The organism is Ruegeria sp. SATB027 (genome assembly GCF_059613825.1).
This window is the reverse complement of record NZ_JBXWTH010000080.1, coordinates 1-1,832: the sequence shown is the minus strand read 5'-3', so window position 1 is coordinate 1,832 and position 1,832 is coordinate 1. Positions and strand designations below refer to the sequence as shown.

The 1,832-nt window shown below is 51.4% G+C and carries 2 protein-coding genes; both read right to left on the bottom strand.

What is annotated here, in order from left to right:
* Positions 1-103: 103 nt before the first annotated feature.
* Entirely contained in the window at positions 104-1,267 is a 1,164-nt protein-coding gene (locus AC2FPW_RS20175) for a Hint domain-containing protein (protein WP_496815130.1), read from the bottom strand.
* Positions 1,264-1,623, bottom strand: coding sequence for a hypothetical protein (locus tag AC2FPW_RS20170; protein ID WP_496815129.1), 360 nt, complete (start codon positions 1,621-1,623; stop codon positions 1,264-1,266). Before AC2FPW_RS20170 ends, AC2FPW_RS20175 begins: the two co-directional genes overlap by 4 nt.
* Positions 1,624-1,832 lie beyond the last annotated feature (209 nt).

The following is a 1,832-nucleotide window of genomic DNA, read 5'->3' as shown; positions in this document are numbered from 1 at the left end:
TGTTGTCCCATTCGGTGCCCCTTTCATGGACAGGGGTAAAGTACCCCAGTGTCCGGAAACAGGGACGAAGTCCACCATCAAAAGTGGCCAAAATTCAGAACATTTATGGACGCTGAAGTTTTCCCTCGCCGATGCAGGGCTTGCCATTCTTAAGATGCCGCGCGATGAGCTGTTTTTGGCTTTTTCCGGGTGGTATGAAGCGGGTAGGTTTGGGCAAGTGATCCAGCCGCTCCAATTCAGGGAAGATGGTCAAGATTTCCTCTCGTGCTTCTTTTGAGATCGCTTTCAGGGCTTCAGGTCCAGTGAACAGACTTTCGGTAGGCGCACCGTTCGAGAAGATCACTTCGTGATCGTCGAGCAGGAAATGCCAGTAAGTGATGCTATCGAACTGTTCGAGCTGATCTATCCCTTCCAGTTTCGTGAGTTTGATGGCTGGGATCAAAACTTCCATTGTGTTGAACATCCGTTGCGCGATTTTGGATCGCACAAGAACCCGGTGCTGCGGAGACACCAGCAACTCCCGATTGGGTTGACCCGACCCCAGAGCGCCAGCCGCGATACGGATGGGCCGCAATTTGGGAGCCCGCATCAGGTCGATTGCATCGAGATCGCACGATCCGATCCACCGGATCGCCTGCATACCATTATCCATCGTCCGAACGAGATCACCTTCCGTAAGGCACTCGATCGGGCGCTCACCCTCAGACGTTTCAATCAGCGTCCCCGACGTGAAACAGATAATACGGCTCGATGCAAAGTCAGCATATTGGTGATTATCAGCACTGGAGGGGAACTGATCTATAGAGGTGATCGTGTATGTGACGCCTGTCTCTATTGTATCGCTAAAAACATAGTAAGCGCTATTGATGTTAGTTGGAGTTGTCGTGGTTGGATCGTAAGCGGGGTCGGTTGAATCAAAAATAAGTAGCTGCATAACCTGAATCGTGTCACCGGACACGGGGTGGGTCATCGTAAAATATTTTTCCCCACTCACAATAAGGTTGGTAACCGGACCAAGTATGGCATCGACATGTGGGGCGCCACTCACGTCAACAATCGAAGCAAACTGGCCGGTTCCTCCGCTCAATTGCTGTTCCGTGAATATTCCACCAAAAAATTCGTTGTTCTCGGACAGAACGGCATCGTCATCTTCAATGGAAATGAAGATGTTTGGATTGTCATTTACTGTGAAGTTGCCACCGATCAGGTTGGAATCCGTGACATCTGTGTGCCTTACAACTTCCGCATCAGTAATTTGAATGGTCATCCGTTCCCCCCAGAAGATGTTTCGCCGATGTTAGAAACCGCCTCTGACGACGGTACCGCAAGTGCGCATGCGCCGCCCGACAACGCGGATATTTGGCTCCGCGCAGAACACCTTGCCTTGGCCGATCGCATGACCAAGACCTTGACCTCTGGGCGCTCGAACCGCATCCGTTGCACAACGTCAGACAGTTCAATGTCGCCCCCCAGATCGTAGCTGTTCAACCTCAGCTCATAGCCGTCAAATAGCCCGCCCCTCTCATCTACATCCATGGAAAGCCAGGCAATCGGCCCGCCATACTCCACTTTCCAATGACGGTACTTCGAAGGATCGGTCTGAAAATCGATCACTTTGGTCATGGCGGGTGGCTCCTGCGCACGGGCGCTACTGTTTGGCGCATTATATTTCATATAACAAGGATAGAAATGTCTTTTTTTCAATTTCCCGTGGATTGGACTTCGTCCCTGTTTCCGGACAGTTTCACTATTGACCGGCTCTGTTGCACAAATCGGATTTTGAGCGCAGTTCCCCTTTCCCCGGACGGACTTATCCTACGGGCTCTGTGACA